Source organism: Streptosporangium nondiastaticum, from assembly GCF_003011965.1.
Classification (GTDB): domain Bacteria; phylum Actinomycetota; class Actinomycetes; order Streptomycetales; family Streptomycetaceae; genus Streptomyces; species Streptomyces nondiastaticus.
The window spans coordinates 1-19,113 of the sequence record NZ_PXWG01000131.1; the positions used below are offsets into that span (position 1 = coordinate 1).

Annotated in this window: 17 protein-coding genes; 10 read left to right on the top strand and 7 right to left on the bottom strand. The window is 72.4% G+C overall.

Going from position 1 to position 19,113, the window contains the following annotated elements:
* Positions 1-66: 66 nt before the first annotated feature.
* The gene (locus B7P34_RS29205; protein WP_106681197.1) at positions 67-1,212 is read right to left on the bottom strand and encodes a cystathionine gamma-synthase; all 1,146 of its coding nucleotides are present in this window, start codon (positions 1,210-1,212) and stop codon (positions 67-69) included.
* A gap of 131 nt (positions 1,213-1,343) precedes the next feature.
* Between B7P34_RS29205 and B7P34_RS29210 the strand changes: the two genes are divergently transcribed.
* The 3 genes from B7P34_RS29210 to B7P34_RS29220 are packed head-to-tail and all read left to right on the top strand — an operon-like array spanning position 1,344 to position 3,861.
* Positions 1,344-2,441 carry a hypothetical protein gene (locus B7P34_RS29210; RefSeq protein ID WP_106681198.1) on the top strand — a complete coding sequence of 366 codons (1,098 nt, stop codon included), beginning with the start codon at positions 1,344-1,346 and terminating at the stop codon, positions 2,439-2,441.
* A 40-nt stretch (positions 2,442-2,481) separates the two neighbouring features.
* Entirely contained in the window at positions 2,482-3,141 is a 660-nt protein-coding gene (gene msrA, locus B7P34_RS29215) for a peptide-methionine (S)-S-oxide reductase MsrA (RefSeq protein ID WP_106681199.1), read from the top strand.
* A 9-nt stretch (positions 3,142-3,150) separates the two neighbouring features.
* Positions 3,151-3,861 carry a hypothetical protein gene (locus tag B7P34_RS29220; protein ID WP_106681200.1) on the top strand — a complete coding sequence of 237 codons (711 nt, stop codon included), beginning with the start codon at positions 3,151-3,153 and terminating at the stop codon, positions 3,859-3,861.
* 37 nt (positions 3,862-3,898) lie between these two features.
* Here the strand turns inward: B7P34_RS29220 and B7P34_RS29225 are convergent, their stop codons facing one another.
* From B7P34_RS29225 to B7P34_RS29240, 4 genes are all read right to left on the bottom strand, one after another.
* A complete protein-coding gene (locus tag B7P34_RS29225; RefSeq protein ID WP_106681201.1) occupies positions 3,899-4,321 on the bottom strand; it encodes a hypothetical protein in 423 nt (140 codons plus the stop codon).
* 95 nt (positions 4,322-4,416) lie between these two features.
* Positions 4,417-5,628 (bottom strand): pyridoxal phosphate-dependent aminotransferase, encoded by a 1,212-nt coding sequence (locus B7P34_RS29230; RefSeq protein WP_106681211.1) that lies wholly within the window; start codon positions 5,626-5,628, stop codon positions 4,417-4,419.
* 76 nt (positions 5,629-5,704) lie between these two features.
* Positions 5,705-7,330 carry an N-acyl-D-amino-acid deacylase family protein gene (locus tag B7P34_RS29235; RefSeq protein WP_106681202.1) on the bottom strand — a complete coding sequence of 542 codons (1,626 nt, stop codon included), beginning with the start codon at positions 7,328-7,330 and terminating at the stop codon, positions 5,705-5,707.
* 318 nt (positions 7,331-7,648) lie between these two features.
* Positions 7,649-8,926: an amino acid deaminase gene (locus tag B7P34_RS29240; protein ID WP_106681203.1), complete on the bottom strand. Its 1,278-nt coding sequence runs from the start codon at positions 8,924-8,926 to the stop codon at positions 7,649-7,651.
* A 177-nt stretch (positions 8,927-9,103) separates the two neighbouring features.
* On the opposite strand from B7P34_RS29240, the gene B7P34_RS29245 reads away from it, so the two are divergent.
* The 5 genes from B7P34_RS29245 to B7P34_RS29265 all read left to right on the top strand — a co-directional run bounded on the left by B7P34_RS29245 (position 9,104) and on the right by B7P34_RS29265 (position 13,707).
* On the top strand, positions 9,104-10,393 hold the full coding sequence (locus B7P34_RS29245) for a sugar kinase (protein WP_223268351.1): 1,290 nt from the start codon (positions 9,104-9,106) through the stop codon (positions 10,391-10,393).
* Positions 10,390-11,160 (top strand): IclR family transcriptional regulator, encoded by a 771-nt coding sequence (locus tag B7P34_RS29250; RefSeq protein WP_106681205.1) that lies wholly within the window; start codon positions 10,390-10,392, stop codon positions 11,158-11,160. Before B7P34_RS29245 ends, B7P34_RS29250 begins: the two co-directional genes overlap by 4 nt.
* The gene (locus tag B7P34_RS29255) at positions 11,157-11,561 is read left to right on the top strand and encodes a RidA family protein (protein ID WP_106681206.1); all 405 of its coding nucleotides are present in this window, start codon (positions 11,157-11,159) and stop codon (positions 11,559-11,561) included. Before B7P34_RS29250 ends, B7P34_RS29255 begins: the two co-directional genes overlap by 4 nt.
* A 39-nt stretch (positions 11,562-11,600) precedes the next feature.
* A complete protein-coding gene (locus tag B7P34_RS29260) occupies positions 11,601-13,076 on the top strand; it encodes a GntP family permease (protein ID WP_106681212.1) in 1,476 nt (491 codons plus the stop codon).
* A gap of 64 nt (positions 13,077-13,140) precedes the next feature.
* Positions 13,141-13,707 (top strand): RICIN domain-containing protein, encoded by a 567-nt coding sequence (locus tag B7P34_RS29265; protein ID WP_106681207.1) that lies wholly within the window; start codon positions 13,141-13,143, stop codon positions 13,705-13,707.
* A gap of 43 nt (positions 13,708-13,750) precedes the next feature.
* Here B7P34_RS29265 and B7P34_RS29270 read toward each other — a convergent pair whose 3' ends face one another.
* Positions 13,751-15,061 (bottom strand): M14 family metallopeptidase, encoded by a 1,311-nt coding sequence (locus tag B7P34_RS29270; protein WP_106681208.1) that lies wholly within the window; start codon positions 15,059-15,061, stop codon positions 13,751-13,753.
* A gap of 258 nt (positions 15,062-15,319) precedes the next feature.
* On the opposite strand from B7P34_RS29270, the gene B7P34_RS29275 reads away from it, so the two are divergent.
* Positions 15,320-16,174, top strand: a complete 855-nt coding sequence (locus tag B7P34_RS29275) for a S1 family peptidase (RefSeq protein WP_106681209.1) — start codon at positions 15,320-15,322, stop codon at positions 16,172-16,174.
* Positions 16,175-16,267: 93 nt separating this feature from the next.
* On the opposite strand, the gene B7P34_RS29280 is transcribed toward B7P34_RS29275, so the two are convergent.
* On the bottom strand, positions 16,268-17,935 hold the full coding sequence (locus tag B7P34_RS29280; RefSeq protein ID WP_106681210.1) for a chitinase: 1,668 nt from the start codon (positions 17,933-17,935) through the stop codon (positions 16,268-16,270).
* 316 nt (positions 17,936-18,251) lie between these two features.
* Between B7P34_RS29280 and B7P34_RS29285 the strand changes: the two genes are divergently transcribed.
* Positions 18,252-19,113 (top strand): hypothetical protein (locus B7P34_RS29285; protein WP_106681213.1); only part of this gene is annotated, 862 nt, incomplete at its 3' end.

Genomic DNA, 19,113 nt, shown 5'->3' on the forward strand with positions numbered 1-19,113 from the left:
GCGATCCGCGGCCCACCCGGCGTAGTGGGGAAGACGAAGGACCGGCGACCGGCCCGGCGCCTGCGACTAGCCCAGCGCCTGCGTGAGGTCGGCGAGCAGGTCGTCGACGGACTCGATGCCCACCGACAGGCGGACCAGGTCCGCGGGGACCTCCAGCTGGGACCCGGCGGTCGACGCGTGCGTCATCAGGCCCGGGTGCTCGATCAGCGACTCCACGCCGCCGAGGGACTCGCCGAGCGTGAACACCTCGGTGCGGTTGCAGATCTCGACGGCCTGCTCCTGGCCGCCGGCCACCCGGAACGACACCATGCCGCCGAAGGCCTTCATCTGCTTCGCGGCGACCTCGTGCAGCGGGTGCTCGGGCAGGCCCGGGTAGTAGACCTGGGTGACCTTGGGGTGGGAGACGAGCAGCTCGGCCACGCGCTCGGCGTTGGCGCTGTGCCGGTCCATGCGCACGGCGAGGGTCTTGATGCCGCGCAGCGTCAGCCAGGAGTCGAAGGGGCCGGCGACGGCGCCCATCGCGTTCTGGTGGTAGGCGAGCTCCTCGGCGAGGCCCGCGTCCGCGGTGATCAGCGCGCCGCCGACGACGTCGGAGTGACCACCCATGTACTTGGTCGTGGAGTGCACGACGACGTCCGCGCCGAGCGCGAGCGGCTGCTGCAGGTACGGGCTCGCGAAGGTGTTGTCGATGACCAGGCGGACCCCGGCCGAGTGCGCGACCTCGGCGAGGGCGGCGATGTCGCTGATGCCCAGCAGCGGGTTCGACGGGGTCTCGACCCAGATCGCCTTGGTCGAGGGCCGCAGGGCCGCGCGCACGGCGGCCGGGTCGGAGGTGTCGGCCACGGACCACTCCACGCCCCAGCGGCTGATCACCTTGGCGAAGAGGCGGAACGTGCCGCCGTAGGCGTCGTTCGGGATGACCACGTGGTCACCGGGCGCCAGGAGCGTACGCAGCAGGGTGTCCTCGGCGGCCAGGCCGGACGCGAACGCCAGGCCGCGCACACCGCCCTCCAGCGCCGCCAGGTTCTCCTCAAGAGCGGTACGGGTGGGGTTGGCGCTGCGGCTGTACTCATAGCCGCCGCGCAGGCCGCCGACCCCGTCCTGCTTGTAGGTGGACACCTGGTAGATCGGCGGCACGACGGCCCCGGTCAGCGGGTCCGGCTCCTGCCCGGCGTGGATGGCCAGGGTTTCGAAGGCATGCTGATCGCTCATTTTCCCGAGCCTAGTACTCCGCACACCCGAACACCCGTGTTCACTTGTAACCGGAGGATGAACGATCCGCGGATCCCGCGCGTTGTTCCTCACATAGCCGTACGCTGCCCCATCCACGTTCAGGACCGCTCATGGAGTTTCTGCTCATCCTGCTGGCCGTCGTCGCGATCTGCGCCGTCCTCGCCGGGCCCGCGCTGCGCCGCCGGCGGGCGCGCGCCGCGCTGTCCGGCGGACCGCACGGACCCGGCCCGGCCGACGCGGCCGCCGCGTACGGCTTCCTGCCGCCCGAGCAGCTCGACGTCCGCCTGCCCGGCCCCGACCCCGAGCTGCTCGCCGCCGTCGAGGAGGCCCGCCGCACGCAGGACTGGAAGCCCGCCGCCGAGCTGCTCTCCCGCACGCACGACCCCGAGCAGCGCTGGCAGCGCGTGCAGACGCTCGCGGGCGCGGCGGTCCGCGAGCTGGCCGACGCGCCCGGCACCGGCGGCCTGTGGCTGCGGCACTGGCGGGTCGTCGCCCCGGAGGACGCGGGCGGCGCGGTCGTCCAGGCCGAGTTCCTGGTCCAGCAGGCCCTGCGCGACCCGTCCTCGCAGGACTACCGCATGATCCTGGAAGAGGCCCGCACGGTCTGCGCGGAGGCCGCCCGGCTGGCCCCGGAGGACGTGGCGCCGCTGATCGTCGAGCTGGGCGTGGCCCGCGGCATGGGCGCGGGGCAGGCCGAATTCCAGTCGCTGTGGGAGCGGGTCGTCTCCCGCGCCCCCCAGCACATGGGCGCCCACCTGGCCGCGCTGCGCTACTGGAGCGCGAAGTGGCACGGCTCCCGCGAGCAGGCCGAGGCCTTCGCGCGGCGGGCGGCCGCGGGCGCGGCGAAGGGCAGCCTGCTGCCGGCGCTGCCGCTGTTCGCCGTCCACGACCACCTGCCCGAGGTCAACGTCGTCCAGGGCCTCTACCGCAGCGAGGTGATCACCCACGCGATCGAGGCGGCGCAGTTCGCCGCCCTCCACGCCCCGGCCGACCACCCCGTCCTGCCGCACGTCCGCCACCTGCTCGTGTGGTTCCTGGTCAACGCCGAGCGCTACCCGGAGGCGATCGAGCAGCTGCGCCGGGTGGACGGGCACATCGGGGCCGTGCCGTGGTCGTACGCGGCGGATCCGGTCGCGGCGTACACGGCGTACCGGGCGGTGGCGCTGGCGGGCGGGGAATCGCCGGGGGCGAAGAACCGTTGGCTGTAAATCCGCGCTGTGCTGCTCTTGTCGCCTTGGAGGCCCTGACATGCTCTTCCCCACCCGAGAACCCCGCCTCCCCACGCCGGAGGAGGCCCTGAAGGGCCGCCCGGAGCCGGAGTTCCCCCTCCAGGAACGCCACACGGTGCTCGGCACGCCCCTGGGCGGCCCCTACCCGGCGGGCCTGGAGGTGGCGGACTTCGCCCTCGGCTGCTTCTGGGGCGCGGAACGCAAGTTCTGGCAGACGGAGGGCGTCCGGACCACCCTCGTCGGCTACCAGGGCGGCCACACGCCGCACCCGGCGTACGAGGAGGTCTGCAGCGGCCTGACGGGCCACACGGAGGTCGTCCGCGTGGTCTTCGACCCGTCGGCCGTCTCCTACGCCACCCTCCTGAAGCTCTTCTGGGAATCCCACAACCCCACCCAGGGCTTCCGCCAGGGCAACGACCGCGGCACGCAGTACCGCTCGGCGATCTACACCCACTCCGCCGCGCAGCAGTCGACCGCGGAATCCTCCCGCGACGCCTACCAGCAGGTCCTGACGGGCTCGGGCTACGGCCCCATCACCACGGAAATCCTCCCGGCGGGCCCGTTCTACTATGCGGAGCCCTACCACCAGCAGTACTTGGACAAGAACCCCGCGGGCTACTGCGGCATCGGCGGCACGGGCGTGAGCTGCCCGATCGGCGTGGCGAAGGCCGAAGGCTGACGTCACCGGGTGGGCTTCGGAACGCACACGCGCCGGGTGCGCGACGAGCGGGTGCCGCTCATCCGGCGGCACAGGGCGCTGAGGTGTGCCGTCGGGCACTACTGCCCTCTCGGCTTCAACGCCACCTGGGCGTATCTGGCCGCGACCGCATGCCCCGCGCCTGACCTGCGCCGGGACCCTGAGGCCCTCCTGCGTGCGCTGGCCACGTTGGAGGAGAGCCGGGCGGTCCGCCTCGCCGAGGCGGCGGACTTCGCCGTCCGCCGCCACGCGGAGAAGGCAGCAGGCCGGCGCACCCCGCGCGCCTCCGACACGGCGCGCCTGCACGGACCCCGCTGGCCGAGCGCGACGGCCCCCTCCCGGCTGGGCCTGATCGCCGCCGTCGCCGATCGCTACTCCGCGTTCCGCCAAGTCCCTTACCCTGACGACACGTACCACCGCGACATCCCCGTACGCCAACTCGCCGGTCTGCACGCCCGGCTGGATGCTTCCGGTTCTTCCTACCTCCGGGCCCTCGGCCACGTCGGCCACGCGGCCGCCGCCGAACTGGCCGCCACCGTCCACGACATCCGCAGTCTCACCCGCCCGGGCTACGCACCGGTACACGCGTACCTGCTCCCATGGCTCCGCTTCGCGGGCCTCCTCACGTACGCGACGGAGGTGGCCACGGCGGGACACCGGCCGAACGCACGCGAGACCGCTCCCGTACGCCAACTCCCCTGATGGCCGGGGATGATTCGCCCCCCGTGCTCGTGAGCCGCTAGTCGGCGGGTTCGGTGATGCCCAGGGCTGTCGCGTGGGCGGTCAGGCGTTCTGCGGCCAGGGTTTCGCCTGCCGTGTCGCCCACGGTGGTCGCGACGACCAGGGCCTGGCCGGCCAGTTGGTGGGCCCGCTGGTGGAGGGCGGTGATGCGGGCGGGGGTGCTGTGTTCCGCCGAGGGGGTGGCGCGGAGGGGGGTGTGGCCGCGCATGCGGGTGATGCGGTCGGCGAGCCGGTCCGCCGCGTCGTCCAGGGCGCGGGACGGCGTGAGGGCGCGGAGCTCGTCGGTCATGGTCAGCAGTGCGGTGAGGTGCCCCGCGAGCCGGATGTCCAGCTCTTCCTCGCGGGAGCGGTGCAGGCCGCGCATGCTGCAGCTCTGTGCGGCCATGGTGTGGACCGATTGCGTCCGGATCGGCTCGTACATGGATGGCCTCCTGGGAATGCCTCAGAAGGCCATCCTAACTTAGACGGCGTCTAAAGTTGTCCTGTCTACAGAGACAGTCGGTCAGGTCGGTGCGCCTACGGCTGGCCGTAGCCGTCCAGGAAGTTCCCGATGCGCGTCACCGCGTCCGCCAGGTCCTTGGCGCTCGGCAGCGTGACCAGGCGGAAGTGATCCGGCTCCGGCCAGTTGAAGCCCGTGCCGTGGACGACCATGATCTTCTCGGCGCGGAGCAGGTCCAGCACCATCTGCCGGTCGTCCTTGATCTTGTAGACCTTGGGGTCCAGGCGCGGGAAGGCGTACAGCGCGCCCTTCGGCTTCACGCACGTCACGCCCGGGATCTGCGTCAGCAGCTCGTGCGCGACGTCGCGCTGCTCCAGCAGCCGGCCGCCCGGCAGCACCAGGTCGTTGATCGACTGCCGGCCGCCGAGGGCCGTGGCCACCGCGTACTGCGCCGGCATGTTGGCGCACAGCCGCATGTTGGCGAGGATCGTCAGGCCCTCGATGTAGCTGTCGGCGTGGGCCTTGGGGCCGCAGACCGCCATCCAGCCACTGCGGTAGCCGGCCACCCGGTAGGCCTTGGAGAGGCCGTTGAAGGTGAGGGTCAGCAGGTCGGGGGCGATGGCGGCGGTCGGGGTGTGCGTGACGCCGTCGTAGAGGATCTTGTCGTAGATCTCGTCGGAGCAGACGATCAGGTTGTGGCGGCGGGCGATCTCGGTCAGGCCGCGCAGCATCTCGTCGTCGTAGACCGCACCCGTGGGGTTGTTCGGGTTGATGATGACGAGGGCCTTGGTGCGGTCGGTGACCTTGCGCTCGATGTCGGCGAGGTCCGGCATCCAGTCCGCCTGTTCGTCGCAGCGGTAGTGCACGGCCGTGCCGCCGGCCAGGGAGACCGAGGCCGTCCACAGCGGGTAGTCCGGCGCGGGGACGAGCACCTCGTCGCCGTCGTCGAGCAGCGCCTGCATCGACATCTGGATCAGCTCGGAGACGCCGTTGCCGAGGTAGACGTCCTCGACGGACAGCTCGACGCCCTTCGTCTCGTAGTGCTGCACCACCGCGCGGCGGGCGGAGAGCAGGCCCTTGGCGTCGCCGTAGCCGTGCGCGTCGCCGACGTTGCGCACCATGTCTTCGAGGATCTCCGGCGGGCACTCGAAGCCGAAGATCGCCGGGTTGCCGGTGTTCAGCTTGAGGATGCGCTCACCCGCCGCCTCCAGCCGCATGGCCTCCTCGAGCACCGGGCCACGGATTTCGTAGCAGACGTTGGCGAGCTTCGTTGACTGGATCACCTGCATGACGGCCACCATACGGGGGCGCGCCACGGGGTGCGCGCCGTTTGCGGAAGCACCGGCACCGCCACGAAGCCGCTGATCACGGCCGTGCGGTGCGCCGGACGGCGCGGCCGGCGAGGACGTCCGTCCGGCGGCCGTCTTCCATCACAAAGCGTCCGGCAATCAGGACATAAGGAATGCCGGTCGGAAGGGTTCGCGGGGCTTCGAAAGTGGCACCGGCGGCCACGGTCTCCGGATCGAAGAGAACGAGGTCCGCACGGTTCCCGACCCGTACGAGACCCCGGTCGGGGAGCCTCAGCCGGGCCGCGGGGCGGGACGTGAGATGCGCCACGCACTCCTCCAGAGAGAGCACGCCGAGCTCGCGCACGTACCGCCCGAGGTAGTGCGGGAACGTTCCGTAAGCGCGGGGGTGGGGCTTCGCGCCGTGCAGGATGCCGTCGCTGCCGCCCGTGTGCACGCGGTGCCGCATGATCGTGCGGACGTTCTCCTCGTGACCCACGTGCTGCAGGATCGCCGTCCCCAGCCGGTCCGCGATCAGCAGGCGGCGAGCCGTCACCCACGGCTCCTCGCCGCGCTCGCGGGCCGCGCCGGCGATCGTCCTGCCGACGTGGGCGCAGGCGAGGGCCGGATCGGCCACGCCCGAGACCTCGATCGCCTCCCAGTCGATGGGCACGCCGTGGCAGCCGTCCGCGCCCTCGGTCTCCACCGCGTACCGGATGCGCTCCGCCGTCGCGTCGTCGCGCAGGCGCGCCAGCACCGCCTCCGGGCCGCCCTCGCCCGCCCAGCTCGGCAGCATCGCGGCGAGCGTCGTGCAGCCGGGGGTGTACGGGTACGTGTCCAGGGAGATGTCCGCGCCCGCGGCCAGCGCCGCGTCGAGTACGGCCAGCAGCTCGGGGGCGCGGCCCTCGTTCACCCCGAAGTTCATCGTGGCGTGGGCCAGGTGCAGGGCGCAGCCGGCGCGGCGGGTCAGGGCGATCATCTCCTCGTACGCGGCGAGGGCCCCCTTCCCGTACGAACGGTGATGCGGGCAGTAATAGCCGCCGTACGCCGCGACGACGCGGCAGAGCTCGGTCAGCTCGGCGTCGGTCGCGTACATGCCCGGCGTGTAGGTGAGCCCGGAGGACAGGCCGACCGCGCCCTCCGCCAGCCCCTCCGCGACGAGCCGCTTCATGCGCTCCGTCTCGGCCGGTGTCGCCGGACGGTCCTCCCAGCCGACCGCGAGCGCGCGCAGCGTCCCCTGGGGGACGAGGTAGGCGGCGTTGACGGCGATGCCCTCGCCGGCGAAGCCGTGGTCGAGGCGGTCCAGGTACTCGCCGACCGTGCGCCACGTGAACTCGACGGACGCGTCCTCGGGGGCGCCGCCGTTCCAGCCCGCGATCTGGGCGCGGACGGCGGCGAGGGTACGGTCGTCGACCGGCGCGTACGACAGGCCGTCCTGGCCGATGACCTCCAGCGTGACGCCCTGGGCGGCCTTCGCGGTGTGCGCGGGGTCGCGGAGGAGGGCGAGGTCGCTGTGCGCGTGCATGTCGATGAAGCCGGGGGAGAGGGCGAGGCCCTGCGCTTCCACGGTGCGGCGCGCGGTGAGGCGGGGTTCGCCCTTGCGGGCGATGGCGGCGATGCGGCCTCCGGCCAGGGCGACGTCCGCCCGGTAGGAGGGCCCGCCGGACCCGTCGATGACGCGAGCGTCACGGAACACGGTGTCCATTGATTGCGCTCCCGGTGTCGAGGAGGACGGCGACCCGGCACCGCCGGGCACGTCCGGAGTGTCGAGAGGCCGGGCCTCTCATTTCCGCCGCGGCGGTGATCCGCCACGGCGGCGGGGTCCGGCGGTGTCGTACGGGCCTGGGGCGGGTCGGGCACCGCCGGGTGCGTCCGGTGGGGGTTGCGCGCCATTGCGGCGGGAGATTACGCCTGGCGGCGGGGCGTGCGGAGGGGCCGGGCCTCTCATTTCCGCCGCGCACACCGGTGCGTTCGGGGGACCCGACGTGGCCGGAGGGCCCCGCCCGTCAGAAGCCCCCGTCCGTCAGAAGAACGTGCGGACGTAGTCCGTGACCGTGCCGTCCTCCGTGGCCAGCGGAATCAGCTGCCACTTGTCGAACACCGTGCACGGGTGCGACAGGCCCAGGCCCACCCAGTCGCCGACCTCGATCTCCGTGTCCTCCGCCAGTTCCACGAACGCGTGCTGGTCGGCGAGGCCGATGACGGTCATGCCGTCGCCGCCCCGCACGGAGCCGTCCCGCGCCGAGCGCACGGCCCGTACGACCGGCAGGCCGAGGTCGTACGGAACGTCCCGCTTGCCGGCGTTGAGGTAGGCGCGGCCCGGTTCCGGGCGGGAGACGACCTGGGCCCAGAGGCGGAACGCCGGGCGGAGCTCGCCCTCCTCGGGGTGGCGGTTGAACGGGGTCTTCTTCCGGTACGCCCCGTCGTCGTGGGTGATGTACGCGCCCGACCGCAGCAGCTTCAGCACCGGCACCGACAGCGCCGGCAGTTCCGCGAAGACCTCGGCGACCGCGTCGAACCACGCGCTGCCGCCCGCGCTGACGACGACCTCCTCCACGCCGGCGAACCGGCCCGCCTCGTCGAACCCGGCGGCCAGTGCCGTCAGCCGGCGCAGCCACGCGCGGACGAGCTCGCCGTCCGCCCCCGGGATCTCCGCCTCGTAGCCGCCGACGCCCGCCAGCCGCAGGGTGCTCACGCCGGCCACGGCGTCGGCCACGGCCGTGCAGTCGGCCTCGGTGCGGGCGCCGGTGCGGCCGCCCTCGGCGCCCAGTTCGACGACGACGTCGAGGGGACGGCGGGCCCCGGCCGCGCGGAGGGCGGCGTCCATCAGCTCGACGCCGCGGACGGAGTCGACGTAGACGAAGAGCCGGAAGTCCGGGTCGGCGTCCAGCTCGGCGGCGAGCCAGCGCAGCGCCGCGGCGTCCACGACCTCGTTGGCGAGGAAGACGCGACGGATCCCGTGGGCGCGGTAGACACGGACCTGGGAGACGGTCGCCGCGGTGATCCCCCACGCGCCGTGCGCGATCTGCCGCTCCAGCAGCTGCGGCGCCATCGTGGTCTTGCCGTGCGGGGCGAAGGCCAGGCCGTGCCCGGCGGACCAGCGCTCCATGAGGGCGAGGTTGTGGTCGAGCGCCTCCGCCGACAGGGCGAGCACGGGCGTGGTGAAGCCGCCCGTGAAGAGCGAGCGGCGCTCGGCGGCCAGGGCGCCGACGGTCAGGCCGTCCGCGTCCGGGGGCAGGCCCTTGAAGCGGTGGTCGACGCGGGTGTCCGCGAGTCGGGTGACGGCGTCGGCGGTGGCCATGGAGCCTCCCGGGGGTGTCTGGTACGTACGGTCGTTGCACTCTGTGCAACGACCGTTGCGCATTGCGCTGGCTGCTGTCTAACATCCCGCCAAGTACCGGGTCAACGGTCGTCTCACGCCCCGGGCGCGACCGTGACAGGACGCGTACAAACCCCGACCGAGGAGCGAGGGCCGACCGTGACCGCAGCCGACCCGAGCGCCCCGGACGCCGTCCCCTGCCGCGTGGACGTCGTCTGCCTCGGCGAGTCGATGGTCGCCTTCCGCCCGGCGGCGGAGCGCGCCCCGCTCGCCGACGCGGCGGTCTTCGCCCGGGGCATCGGCGGCGCCGAGTCCAACGTCGCCTGCGCCCTGGCCGCCGCCGGGCACCGTACGCAATGGGTCGGCCGGGTCGGCACGGACGCCTTCGGCGACCACTTGGTCGCAGCGATCGCCGCGTACGGCGTCGACGTCTCCGCCGTCCAGCGCGACCCCGCCCGGCCGACGGGCGTGTACTTCCGTACGGCGGGGGAGCGGTCCGTCGGCCTTCCCGCCCCGCCGGCCGCCCCGCCGGGTGACGGCGGTCCACCTCTCTCCGAAGTCCTCTACTACCGTGCCGGATCCGCCGCCTCCGCCATGTCGCCAGCCCTGGTCCCCCGCGCCGCCGCCTGGTCCGGCCGCGTCCTGCACCTCACCGGCATCACCGCCGCCCTCTCCGCCGGCTGCCTCGCCCTCCTCCGCGCCCTCACCGAGCGCCGCCCCGGCCGCCCCCTCGTCTCCTTCGACGTCAACTACCGCACGGCGCTGTGGCGGAACGCCCCCGAAGGGCCCGCCGTCCTGGCCTCCCTCGCCCGCCGCAGCGACCTCGTCTTCGTCGGCGAGGACGAGGCCGAGGCCGCCTGGGGCCTCCACGGCGCCGCCGCGATCCGCTCCGCCCTGCCCGAGCCGCGCGTCCTCGTCGTGAAGCGGGGCGCGGCGGGGGCGACGGCATACGTACGTACGTCCGCGGAGACGTTCACGGAAGCGGTCGCAGAAGCGTCCGCGGACGGACCGGGGGCGGGCGGCGCGCACCCCGAGGCCGACGCCGATGCCGGGGACGACGCCGGCCTCGACGCCGTCGTCACCGTCCCCGCCCCCTCCGTCGACGTCGTCGCCCCCGTCGGCGCCGGAGACGCCTTCGCCGCCGGCTTCCTCTCCGGCACCCTCCGCGGGCTGACACCCGGACAGTGCCTGCGCCACGGCCACCTCATGGCCGCCGCCGCCCTCACCGCCCCCGGCGACCTCGCCGCCCCGCCCCGCCGCGACCACGCCGACCGGCTCGCCGCCCTCGGCCCCGCGGAGTGGGGAAGACTGCGACTCGGCCCGGGCTGGACCACGGACGCCATGGACACACCGGATACCCCCGGCACCCCGGATACCCCCGGCACACCGGACATCCCAGAAGCCCCCGCACCTGCCGCCCCCGTCAGCGCGAAGGAACGCACGCCATGAGCCAGACCGTCGACCGCGCCCTGCGGATCCTGCCGCTCCTCGCCGAGGGGCCGGCCAACCTGGAGCAGGTGGCGGCCCGCCTCGGCGTCCACAAGTCGACCGCGCTGCGCCTGCTGCGCACCCTCCACGAGCACGGCATGGTCTACCGGCAGCAGGACCAGCGCTACCGCCTCGGCACCCGCCTGTTCGCCCTCGCCCAGCAGGCCGCCGAGAACCTCGACGTCCGCGAGATCGCCCACCCCCACCTCGCCGCGCTCAACGAGCGCTGCGGGCACACCGTGCACCTCGCCGTGTACGAGGACGGCGAGGTCCTCTACATCGACAAGGTCGAGAGCCGCTACCCCGTACGGATGTACTCGCGCATCGGCAAGCCCGTCGCGATCACCGTCGCCGCCGTCGCCAAGCTGCTCCTCGCCGACCTGCCCGAACCCGAGCGGCGCGCCGTCGCCGAGCGGCTCGACTACCCCGCCTACACGGCCCGTTCGACGCCGAACGCCGCCGCGTACCTCGACGAGCTCGCGACCGTGCGGGAACAGGGCTGGGCCACCGACTTCGGCGGCCACGAGGAGTCCATCAACTGCATCGGCGCGCCCGTCCGCGGCACCGACGGCCGCACCGTCGCCGCCTGCTCGGTCTCCGCGCCGAACGTCGTCGTCGGCACGGCCGAACTCCTCGAACTCCTCCCGCTGCTGCGCCGCACCGCGGACGCCATCAGCGCGGAGTACTCCGGTACGACACCGCCACCCCTGCAGAAAGCGAAGCCATGACCGAGAAGACCGCCATCACGCCCCCCACCCACACCACCCCGCCCGCGAAGTTCTCGCACGGCGTGAAGAAGGGCAACATCCTGCAGGTCGCCGGTCAGGTCGGCTTCCTGCCGGCGGTGGAGGGACAGCCGCCGACACCCGCCGGGGACACCCTGCGCGCCCAGACCCTGCAGACCCTCGCCAACGTCGCGGCGGTCCTGGAGGAGGGCGGCGCCGGCTGGGAGGACGTGATCATGATGCGGATCTACCTCACCGACACCGCCCACTTCGCCGAGTTCAACGAGATCTACGACGCGCACTTCGCCGATCTGAAGTCCGTCCCGGCCGCCCGTACGACCGTCTACGTCGGCCTCCCCGCCGGTCTGCTCGTCGAGATCGACGCACTCGCCGTCCTCGGCTGACGGCGCGTCCCGAGGCCGGGGGTGGACGTCGTGTCCGGCGTGCCCGTCGCATCCGTCACGTACGCGGCCGAGAGCCGCACCGGAGGGCTGCTCGCCCTCGTCCCGGGCACCGGCGGTCTGCTGACCGTCGCCGCCCTCGGAATCGCCCTGCTCCTCTTCCTCATCATCAAGGCCAGGCTGCAGCCCTTCGTGGCCCTGCTCGCCGTCTCCATCGCCGTCGGCCTCGGCGCGGGGCTGTCCGTGACCGAGCTCTTCGGCACGGTCCAGAAGTCCGGCGCCGTCTCGCTCGTCGAGGCCGGCATGGGCGGCACCCTCGGCCACATCGCCGTGATCGTCGGGCTCGGCACGATGCTCGGCTCGGTCCTGGAGGTCTCCGGCGGCGCGGAAGCCCTCAGCGGCCGGCTCCTCGCCCTCTTCGGCGAGCGGCGCGAGCCCCTCGCGATGGGCGTGACCGGCGTGGTCTTCGGGATACCGGTCTTCTTCGACGTCGGCATCTTCGTCCTGGCGCCGATCGTGTACGCGGCCGCCCGGCGCAGCGGGAAATCGATTCTGCTGTACGCGCTGCCGCTGCTGGCCGGCCTCTCCATGACCCATGCCTTCCTGCCGCCGCACCCGGGCCCCGTGGCCGCGGCCGGGCTGCTGCACGTGGACCTCGGCCGGGTGATCCTCATGGGCGCCGCGGCCGGCCTGCCGGCAGTCCTGGCGGCGTGGGCGTACGCGGCCTGGATCGGCCGTCGCGTCTTCGTCCCCGTGCCCGAGGAGATGGCGGCGGCGGCCGAGCAGGCGAAACGGGCCGAGCAGGCGAAACGGGCGGCGGCGTCGCCGCGGGGCCCGGCCCCCGAGAAGCCGGTCGCGCTCGGCACGCTGCTCGCCGTCATCGGCACGCCGCTCCTCCTCATCCTCCTCGCGACGTTCTCCTCGGTGGCGTTCGCGCCGAGCACGGGCCGCTCGGTGGCGGAGTTCTTCGGTCACCCGTTCGTGGCCCTGACGATCGCGCTGCTCCTGGCGTACTGGCTGCTGGGCCTGCGGCGCGGCTGGTCCCGCGCGTCGCTGGAAGCCGTGTCGACCGCCTCGCTCAAGCCCGTCGGCAACATCCTGCTCGTCGTCGGCGCGGGCGGCGTCTTCGGCGCGGTCCTCAAGGGCAGCGGGGTCGCCCAGGCGCTGGCCGACGCGTTCGCCGGCGCCGGGCTGCCGGTCATCGTCCTGGCATGGCTGATCGCGGTCGCCCTGCGGGTGGCGCAGGGCTCGGCGACGGTCGCCATCGTGACGACCACGGGCATCGTCGCCCCGCTGCTCGCGGACAGCGGCACCTCCCAGACCCACCTGGCCCTGGTCATCGTCGCGATCTCGGCGGGCTCGATCTTCGCCTCGCACGTCAACGACGGCGGCTTCTGGATGGTCTCCACGTACTTCGGCATCCCCGAGCGGGAGACGCTCACGTCGTGGACGGTGCTGGAGTCGGTGCTGTCGGTGGCGGGGTTCGCGGTGGTGGCGATATTGAGTGTTGTGGTGTGAAGGGCTGATATATCCTCAAGATCAAATCGGGGGCATGCCCGTATAGGGGGCATGACAAGGAGATATGGGGGCAGAAGTGAAGACTCTTGCCAAGCTGGCCACCGCCGCAGCCGTCACCGCGTCCGGTGCGGCGCTCGTGCTGGGCACGGCGGGCACGGGCCAGGCGGCCGACCGCGGTGACCTGCTCGTCAGCTCGGACAGCCGCAAGTGCCTGGAGATCGAGAACTCCTCGAAGGACAACGGCGCGCTCGCCCAGCAGTGGACCTGCAAGGGCCAGGCGGGCTCCGTGTGGAAGTTCGTCAAGGTGACCGGCTCCGGCCCGGGCACCCAGTACCAGATCGTCAATGTCAACAGCGGCAAGTGCCTGGAGATCGCGGACTCCCGCAAGGACTACGGTGCGCCCGTCCAGCAGTGGACGTGCGTGAAGGGCGTCGCCACCCAGCTCTGGTACGAGGACAACGGCTACCTCATCAACAAGAACGCCTGGCGGACCGTGGGCATCCCGCAGCTGGCCGGGGAACAGCCGAACCTGCAGGACGGCGTGAAGGCCGTGGCGGGCGTGGGCCCGTCCTGGAACCACTGGGACCCGGCCAACCCGCCCGCCCCGGCGGGGCTCCACCGGGCCCGCTGACCCGGCGGAGCCGTTCGTCGTCCAGGAGGCGCCGTGCCGCAAGCTACTGCTTGCAGTACTGCGCCTCCTTCCCGATGACCCGGTACATGCAGTCCGAGGCCTCCAGCAGCTGCAGCACCGCCTCGCGGTTGCGCGCGACCTCCCGGTCGATCACCTCGTCGGGCGGGTAGAAGCCGCCGCCCGCGCCGCTCTCGTCCGGATACATCTCGAAGGTGTACGAGAAGATCCGCTGGTCGCCCCAGAGCCAGTCGTCGATGGTCCCGTCGGTGGTGTAGAGGTCGCTCGACTGCTCGGGCTTGTAGCCGTTGCTGGCGGCCATGGACTTGCCGAGGGTCGCGTAGACGTCGTGCTCGTCCTGGGTCATGCCGGGGCCGGTGTCGTCGTAGGTGTAGCCGAAGGGCCACAGGACCAGCTCGCTGTACGTGTGGAAGTCGATGCCCGACTTGATCTGCTGTTTTCCGCCGACGATCCGGCTGCGGACGAAGTCGGCGACGACCTTCACCTCGGGCGCGGACTCGCCCGCCGTGCCGCGGTAGGTCTCGGAGCCGGGGCTGCCGGAGGAGCCGCCGCAGCAGCCCCACTTGTAGTTCCAGTTGCGGTTGAGGTCGGTGCCGCGGTAGGCGGAGCCGGTGTTGGGCTGGCGGTTCTTGCGCCAGCTGCGGTACGAGCCGGTGGCGATGTCGTATTCGCCGCCGTCGGGGTTGACGTCGGGCACGACCCAGATCTCGCGCGAGTCGACCATCTTGGTGACGCGCGGGTCGGTGCCGTATTTGGAGCCGAACTCCTTGAGCAGGTAGAGGGCCATCTCGACGGTGAGGTGCTCGCGCGCGTGCTGGTGCGCGGTGAAGAGGACCTCGGGCTCGTCCTCGTCGGTGCCGACGTTGTCGCTGATCTTGACGGCGACGATGTCGCGGCCCTCGTAGGACTTGCCGATGACCTTCTTGCTCATGATGGCCGGGTGGGCGGCGACGTCCGCGTCGATCTCCGCCATGGCCTCCTTGTAGTTGTGGTACTTCGCGTCCTCCGGGGGGAAGTCGTACGGCTCGGTGGCCCGGCCGCCCGAGCGGTCCGGCGGCCCCGGCAGCTGACTGACCTTGTAGCCCATCCGGCGGATGCGCTCGGCTTGGGCGGCGTCGGCCGTGACGACGACCGAGGCGCTCCGCACGGCGTCGACGGAGACGCCGGTCGCGGCGACGGCGGTGCGCTGGGCGGCGGTACGAGGGCCGGTGACCTCGTACTCGTGGGTGGTCCCGCGGGCCTCCTCGGCGCCGCGCGAGGCGGCGGGGACGGCCAGGGCCAGGGTGAGCACTGCGGCGAGGGCGGTCGCCCATCTGCCGCGCGAACGGGGTCGCATGCGGTCTCCTGGGGGGTTCCGGTCGTGCGACGGGTGGGGGGTGTCGCGAGAGCGGGAAAGGGGGCAGAGGGGTTGCGTGGTCAGTGTCGAGCGCTGTCATGAACGGGTCAACGTAAGAGAGGTGAGGGATTCCGGCCAAGTTGCCCTTCACTCCGGTGACTTCGGTCCGGCTGATTGCGCCCACCCTCACCGGCACCAACAATGCGCATGTCAAAACCGAACAGGGCTTCGGCTCGGCTCAGAGAGGAACCACCCCCCATGAGAAGACCTCTCGTCGGTGCGCTCGCCACGCTGCTCCTCACGGGAGCGACCGTGGCCGGTGCGGGCACCGCCACCGCGGCTTCCCCGGATGGCGCCGCGGGCGCCAAGGCCCGCCCCAAGGCGGTCGACTTCGCGGGCACCGTGGCGCTCAGCAACTGTTCAGGCTCCCTGATCCGCCTCCCGGGCTCGTCGGACAACGACCCCGGCCTCGTCATGACCAATGGCCACTGCCTGGAGACCGGCATGCCGGGGCCCGGCGAGGTCATCACCGACCGGCCGTCCACGCGAACCTTCAGCCTGCTGAACTCCAGTGCGGGCAAGGTTGCCACACTGCGCGCCACAAAAGTCTCATACGCCACGATGACGGACACGGATGTCACCCTCTACGAGCTGAACACGACGTACGCCCAGATCAAGCTGCGCTACGGCATCAGCGCCCTGAACCTCTCCCCGGACCACCCGGTCGCCGGCACGCCCATCAAGGTCGTCTCCGGCTTCTGGAAGCGGATCTACAGCTGCAACGCCGACGGGTTCGTCTACCGGCTCCGCGAGGCCGACTGGACCTGGAAGGACTCGCTCCGTTACACCTCGTCGTGCAACACGATAGGCGGCACGTCCGGCTCCCCCGTGGTCGACGCGAACACCGGCAAGGTCGTCGCGATCAACAACACGGGCAACGAGAGCGGCGAGCAGTGCACGATGAACAACCCGTGCGAGGTCGACGAGAACGGCCAGGTGACCGTGCGGGAGGGCATCAACTACGCCCAGGAGACGTACGGCATAGCCAAGTGCTTCACCGTCGGCAACAAGCTGGACCTGGGCCTCCCGGGCTGCGAGCTGCCCAAGCCCTGACGCTCCGCGCCGCGCTGACGCTCCGCGCCACGCTGCCGGGCCGGCCGGGAGGCCGGCCCGGCAGCGGGCGTACGGGTGACGGGCGGAGCGGCCCTACGGCAGCCCGTGCACGTGCGGCCCGACCGCGCCCGACCAGGAACTGCCCGCGGCGGCATCCCAGTTCGTCGACCATGTCATGGCGCCGCGGATCCCGGGATACGTCCGCGGCGGCTTGAAGGAGCCGCAGTTCGTGCCCTTCGCCAGGCAGTCCAGCGCGTTGTTCACCACCGAAGGGGACACGTAGCCGCCGCCCGCTGCCCGGGGCGAGGCGGGCAGCCCCAGGCCGACCTGCGAGGGGTCGAGCCCGCCTTCGAGCTGGATGCAGGCGAGCGCGGTGAGGAAGTCGACGGACCCCTGCGCGTACACCCTCCCGTCGCAGCCGTTCATCGACCCGCTGTTGTAGTACTGCATGTTGACGACGGTCAGGATGTCCTTGATGTTGAGCGCGGTCCTGAAGTAGCCCGCCGACGCCGACTGCATGTCGATCGTCTGCGGTGCCATGGTGATGACGAGCTTGCTGCCGGCCTTCGCCGACAGGGCGCGCAGCGCCTGCGTCATGTACGTCGGGTCGAGGCCGTTCTCGAGGTCGATGTCGACGCCGTCGAACCCGTACTGCTGCATCAGGGCGTAGACGCTGTCCGCGAAGTGCGCGGCGGACGAGGCGTCGTTGACGGTGACCGTGCCGCGTTCGCCGCCGATGGAGAGGACGACGCTCTTTCCGGCCGCCCGTTTGGCGGCGATGTCGGTTTTAAACTGCGCTTCTGTGTAGTTCAGGGCCGGGTCGAGCCGGAAGTCGACCGCGCCGGGCGTCGTCGTGGCGTCGGCGAAGGCGACGGCGATGATGTCGTACTGGCTCTGCACGTCACTGATCTTCTGCACCGTGGCGCCGTTATCGAAGTTCTGCCAGTAGCCCGTCACCGCGTGCTTGGGCACGGACGGGCCGGGACCCGGATCGCCGCCGCCCGGGCTCGTCGTGGCCGTCACCGCCGCCGACTTCGGGGACTCGCCGGCGGCGTTGGTGGCCGAGACCTCGAAGCGGTACGCGGTCGAGGCCGCGAGCCCGGTCACGGTCGCCGAAGGTCCCTCCGCCGAGAGCACCTTGGTGCCGTCCCGGTAGACGTTGTAGCCCGTGGCTCCGGTCACCGCGTCCCAGGACAGGGCCACGGACGAGGCGGTCACGGCCCCTGCCCTGAGCCCGCCCGGAGCGCCGGGGACCGGATCACCGGGGTCGCCGCCGCCCGGCCCCGTCAGGGTGACGTCGTCGGCGAAGTAGGCGGGCTGCCCGTACCACCCATGGGTGTAGATGGTGACGGAGGTGGTGCCGGGGCCCGTGGTGAAGGTGGTGGTGAGCTGCTGCCATGACGTCGCGGACGGCGTCCATGTGGAGACGTCGGTCGTCCCGGTGCCGTCGGCGCCGAGATAGACGTACGAGCCCTGCACCCACGCGCTCAGCGTGTACGTGGAGCCGGGCCGCACGGCGACGGTCTGCGCGCACCGGGCGTTGTCCGCCCCGGCCGGCGCCGCCTTGAGCGCGCCGCTCCCGGTGCGCACGGGAGAGCCGACGACGGCGCCGCTGTTGCCGGAACACGTCCAGCCGGCCAGGCCGGACTCGAAGCCGGGGTTCCTGGCGAGGTTGACGTCGGCGGCGGCGCGGGCGGGGGCCGCGCCGAGGGCGGGGAGGGCGGCGGCCAGGAGGAGGGCCGCGGCGGCCGGTACGGACATGCGGCGTCTGCCGCGGAGTCGTGCGCTGTGCCGATGGTGTTCCACTGCTTCCTCCGGTGGGTCGTGGGGTTTCGGAGAAACCCGGAGAGGCCTCTGGTGGGAGAGGAGTTGAAGCCGTGCCGGTGGGTAGGGATGGGGGGTACGGCTGCCACCGTGTGGCGTAAAGATGGTCTAGGCCAATACATCCGTCAAGGGTTCTCCGAGGACCGGTTCTCAGCCGCCCTGTTCGTGGATAAAGTGCGGAGGCGCCAGCACAGGGCAGTATCGAACTGCGTCCGCCGCAGCTCCCGCGGCCGGAGTGAACGGGGAAGCCGACGTGCCCCTTGCGATAGCGGTCACCAGCCCCGACCTGGTGATCTCACCGACCGACGGGCCGGTTCCCGACGCCGCCGTCCTCCGGCCGCCCGCCGAGGAGCCGCTGGAGACCGCCGTCGCCCGGGCGTCCGTCCTGCTCGACCGGTGCGGCCACGTCGTCGTCCTCTACCCCGACTCGCTCCCCGGGCCGTACGTGCGGCGCCTGCACGCCGTGCGGGCCGTCCTGGAGAGCGAGCGGATCGCGCTGCTGCCCGTCGCGCTGCCGCCGCTCGCCGTGGGCGTACTGGCGCGGCAGTTACGGCAGTTGTCGGTGTCCGACCTGAGTCCCGGCGTGCTCGCCTCCGCCGCCCGGCTGCTCGCCCACTACATTCACGCGGGCGCCCTCCTCTCCAGCGTCACCCGGCTCGACCGCGTCGAGGTCGGGCTCGGCGCGCACGCCGCGTCCGTGCTGCCCGGCGCGCGGTTCGCCGTCCTCCTCAACCCCGGTCCGCGGCTGATCCGCGTCGGCGGGGGCGAGGTCCCGGCCGGCCCCGGCTTCGCCACGTGGATGACCGTCGCCCGCGGCAAGCCCGTCCGCGGGGGCGACTGGGTGCTGGAGACCCTCGCCGCCCGCTGGCAGGTCCGGGGCGCCCAGGAGACCGCGCTGCCCGAGGAGTCCCGGCGCTGGTGGGGCACCCGGCGGGCCGTCGAGTTCGCGGCGGCGATCCCGGATCCGTCCGTGCTCTACCAGCTCGTGGCGTCCGTCAGGCGGGAGGAGTGCCACTGGTGCGGGCTCGAACTCATCGGCGACCGCTGCGCGTTCTGCACCGGACCCCTGCCGCGCGCCGACGGCGCCGGCCGGGGGCAGGCACCGCCGCCGCCCC